Below are 3,684 nucleotides of genomic sequence, written 5' to 3' on the forward strand. Positions count from 1 at the left end.
CGCCAAGATGACCACCGCGCTGCTCGACCGATTGACCCACCACTGTGACATCGTCGAGACCGGTAACGACAGTTGGCGATTCAAAAGCCGAGACGACGATCACATCACCCGCGCTCGGCTCGCCTCCGCTATCCCGGCCAGCTCCGACGAGCCGAGCGCTACCAGCAGAATGCGCCGATCAAAGGGGGGCCTTTTGGATGCCGATCGGAGGTCCCAGTCCAACGCCGATTGACAGGTTGACACCGTGCCCGCGATTAAAGAACGGACGACTAGCCCCGAGAAAGTCGGGCGCACTCACCCCTCCCCCTCTAGAAGCACGCGTATACGTGCAGCGAGATCTTCCCCGCCTCCTTCGGCCCGGGGGTGAGCTTCACGCTATCGAGTATGCCTAACACTGCCTGAGCCTTCTCTGCATCAGATGTCGCGACTTGGCGATCTGCCAGGCTCAAAGACTGATCGGCGGCCCGGGCCTGATTGGCTGCAAGCACCTCAAGCGCTTGCGACCGTAGGTCTGTGATGTGCGGCTCGAGTGTGTGCATCCTTCGGCCCAGGGGTTGGAAGTTAGCGGCCACGTGATTCGGCGCTCGACGAGAGAAGAAGCGCTGTCCCTACCACGCGCCGCTAACTCCACTGCCAGCCTCAGCGACGGAATAAGGCTGACGGTAGGATACTTCCATCAGCAAAAGCCCTGGCACAACTACCTGAATTGGTCGGCAGCATGGTCCGCCACTGAACGCTAAGCTGGTTGCTCTTTTTGCATGCGGAAGAAGAGGACCCCCGTGGCCAGGCTCGCACGCGTTCGTTGCATCAGTAAGACCGACAGGACGAATCCACACGAGAGAATCAGCAGCATCGGCGGGGTATATTCGAACGGAAGTCAGTGGAAGCAATCTGTCGTTCAGACGATCAGAGACATCGAAAGCGGCGCGTGGGAATTCTATGTGCAGGAAGACGGGCTCACGGCTGGTTTGATCGTGGCCAAACACGAAGGGCACAAGTACATCAAGACAACAGCGGACGGAATTCAGCCGAACAATCTCCTCTCGCTCCCTGAGTGTCCGTGATGGTTATCGACCCCAGATCGCGCTCACCGGCCTGCACGTCTAGAAGCCAGCCACTCTGCCAGGGCTACATCCGGATCGCTCGATGCGGTCTCCCCGGTAGGCAGACCGGAAGCTCGGTCAAGATACCAGTCAATCGCCTTGCGATCCCAACGCTGAGTGCCGGGATAGCCCCCGGCACCAAGCCCTTCTTAACCCATGTGTCGAACGCGTCCTCGGAGCAGCCGCAGTAGGCGGCTGCGTTGACCTTTGTGAGGCCCCGAGGCGCGATCTGATCGGCGCGTAGTATCCGCTCCGAACGTCTCAGCTCTGGGGGCGAAGGTTTGTCACGCTGATGATCATCGTCCATTTGGACCTATGGTAGAAGTTAGCGGCAACGTGACTCGGCGCCCCGAGCGTTGAAGTTAGAGCGCTGTCCCTACCACGCCCCGCCAACTTCAACATGGCCAGCCTCAAGCGACTGAAGCTGACGGCGGAAAGTATCGTCCGGAAAGCACGTGGCACAACTACCTGAATTGGTCGGCCCCACGTCGTCAGGCACGCTCTAATCTGGTCCGACAGCTTGCCGAAAACGGGAGACACCCAGCATGCCAAAACGCGTGCGCATTTGTTGCGTAAACAAGACTGACAGGCGAAACGCGCATGAGAGAATCAAATATGTCGGCGGGGTAAATTTAGACGGAACGCGATGGAGGCTATCCGTTAAGAAGACTATCCGAGACCTCGAAAGCGGCGAGTGGGAGTACTACGTCGAAGAATCAGGCGTCACTGCCGAGGTCATCGTCGCCACTGACGGTCGACACAAGTACATCAAGACAACAGTGGACGGAATTCAGCCGAACAACCTCCTCTCCCTCCCTGAGTGTCCGTGAGGAATTATGAGTGCCAGATCGCAGGCAGTGCGGGCGAGACTCGGCGCTGTTCGGTTGCGTTCGATCAGACGCTGTCCCTGCCACACCCGCACTGCCGATTAAGTTAGCGGCTACTCGGCGCTTGAAAGGTCCCTGCGTTCACTCTGAGGCACAGGCACTATGGCTGCGCGACCACCCTTCAAGGTGTCGAGAATTTCAGCGACGACTTTGGATTCTACCTCCAGTGCGCGCAGATACGATTCTCCTTGGAGCAATGCCTGCCCTCGTCCGTTGGTCCTCAGCGCGCCGAAATACGCTTCGCCGTCAGCTGCAGCGGGGTGTAGCGAGAGGGTATCCAACGCTTCCCGGTACGCACCCTCCTCAAGGCCCAATTGCGAGAGCGGGATGACATTGCCTCCACGCCACGCTTCGATAACAGCGATAGCGAGTTCCTCGCGGGCAAGGATGTTGGTTTCTTCAGCCTCGCAAACGCGGTTATGCAGGGCCCCGTCGTTGTTTACGACTAAGCGGAATTCCATTTTCGTCGTGCTCCTTTTGGACTCGACCGGGTGTCGGTCGACTGGACGAGAGCATTCCTTGAATTCCAGCAATCCTTCAATCTGGGAATACTGCGGATTGACGAAAAGGGAGCACTGATGATCATTACGCCTTAAATTGTAACGTGTGTAATCTGACAGATATTACAGGACTGAACGACTTAACGCCGCTCTCTGTTTCAGTTGCCGCAAGCGCTGAAGGCCAAGCGCTCGCTCAAGCATCGGCTCGCCGCAGCACTTCATCACGGCCCGAATGGCGCGAGCCGGAATGTCCTGCCGTCGTGAAGCCGCTCAAGCTAGGAACGGCAACACGACTTCAGGCAGCTCATCCGTCAAGCGCAAGACGTTGATTGCATCGCCCCCACATTGCCTCAGCTTCGCGAGCGCGTGTGCGAGGAAATCGGGAGTATCGGGCTCGACGGCCGCAGTGCGCGGTGCGCGGTGCGAACTGTAGCTTTACGACGCCCATGTCACTCTACGCCCCTGCCAAGCCGAACGACCTTGACTTCGATACGTGCAACGCTGTCAGACTTGATGTCTGTTACCTCATGCGCCGCATCCGGAACCCACACCGCTGTCAGCTCGCCGCTCCGGTGCAGCTTGGCCAGCATCGCCGCATCGCGCCGGTCCGTCTTGACCCGATCCCCAGCCTTCATCGGGATCAGCGAGGGTGCCACCACGATGCAGTTGTGCCCCAGTCCCGTCAGTTGTCGATGCAGGCCATATCCGCAGGGTCCGGCCTCGTAGCAAAAATTTACCTGCCGGTCACCCATGCCAAGCTTCTTCGCCAGCTTGGCGATTTGATCAGCGCGATTAGGAATGATCCCCAAGTTACGAACTTCCCCGCCGCGCATTCCTTCGGCCACTGCAACCGAAATCGTCGTCTTGTGCACATCCAGCCCCACGAAAATGCTATCGTTCATCAGGCCCGCTCCCCATGCTTGAGGTTCGGCGCCGGACCATCCGGCGCAACCCTCGATAGGAGCTTGCCGCGGGGCGGGCCGCCCGTCACCTCAGAGGGCAAACATAGGGTCTAGCCCGTCTTATTCACGATGTGCCAGCGTGAAGAATGCCACATTTGCGTTCCCAGGGTGGGGTCGCGAGTGAGGGTTGCGGAGTTTTCCGCGGTTTGCGTCGAACGTGGGGAACGCGTTTGAGGAGCGATGGGGATGAACGGGGCATCAGCCGCCCCGTTGGTCACGGCGATTGAGGAAA

4 protein-coding genes and 1 pseudogene are annotated in these 3,684 nt (G+C 59.0%); 3 read left to right on the forward strand and 2 right to left on the reverse strand.

The features are described 5' to 3' along the window. The 3 genes from XF30_RS38830 to XF30_RS00410 all read left to right on the forward strand — a co-directional run. On the forward strand, nt 1-232 hold a 232-nt coding region (locus tag XF30_RS38830), incomplete at its 5' end, for an ATP-binding protein (RefSeq protein ID WP_244608844.1). 547 nt (nt 233-779) lie between these two features. Beyond that, complete coding sequence (locus tag XF30_RS00405) at nt 780-1,064, forward strand: DUF3892 domain-containing protein (RefSeq protein ID WP_109145499.1); 285 nt, start codon at nt 780-782, stop codon at nt 1,062-1,064. Nucleotides 1,065-1,648: 584 nt separating this feature from the next. After that, a complete protein-coding gene (locus XF30_RS00410; RefSeq protein ID WP_109141614.1) occupies nt 1,649-1,933 on the forward strand; it encodes a DUF3892 domain-containing protein in 285 nt (94 codons plus the stop codon). A 110-nt stretch (nt 1,934-2,043) separates the two neighbouring features. Here XF30_RS00410 and XF30_RS00415 read toward each other — a convergent pair whose 3' ends face one another. Together XF30_RS00415 and XF30_RS00420 are read right to left on the reverse strand one after the other, a co-directional pair. Next, nucleotides 2,044-2,451, reverse strand: a complete 408-nt coding sequence (locus tag XF30_RS00415) for a hypothetical protein (RefSeq protein ID WP_146207644.1) — start codon at nt 2,449-2,451, stop codon at nt 2,044-2,046. 563 nt (nt 2,452-3,014) lie between these two features. Next, a pseudogene (locus tag XF30_RS00420) lies at nt 3,015-3,392 on the reverse strand (IS110 family transposase); the annotation flags it as partial. Nucleotides 3,393-3,684: the final 292 nt, after the last annotated feature.

It is taken from the genome of Bradyrhizobium sp. SUTN9-2, from assembly GCF_003122645.1.
GTDB classification, from domain to species: Bacteria; Pseudomonadota; Alphaproteobacteria; order Rhizobiales; family Xanthobacteraceae; genus Bradyrhizobium; species Bradyrhizobium yuanmingense.

Excerpts from the sequence above, each read along its gene's own strand:
- XF30_RS00410 (WP_109141614.1), top strand. The coding sequence starts at position 1,649 with ATGCCAAAACGCGTGCGCATTTGTTGCGTAAACAAGACTGACAGGCGA.
- XF30_RS00415 (WP_146207644.1), bottom strand. The coding sequence starts at position 2,451 with ATGGAATTCCGCTTAGTCGTAAACAACGACGGGGCCCTGCATAACCGC.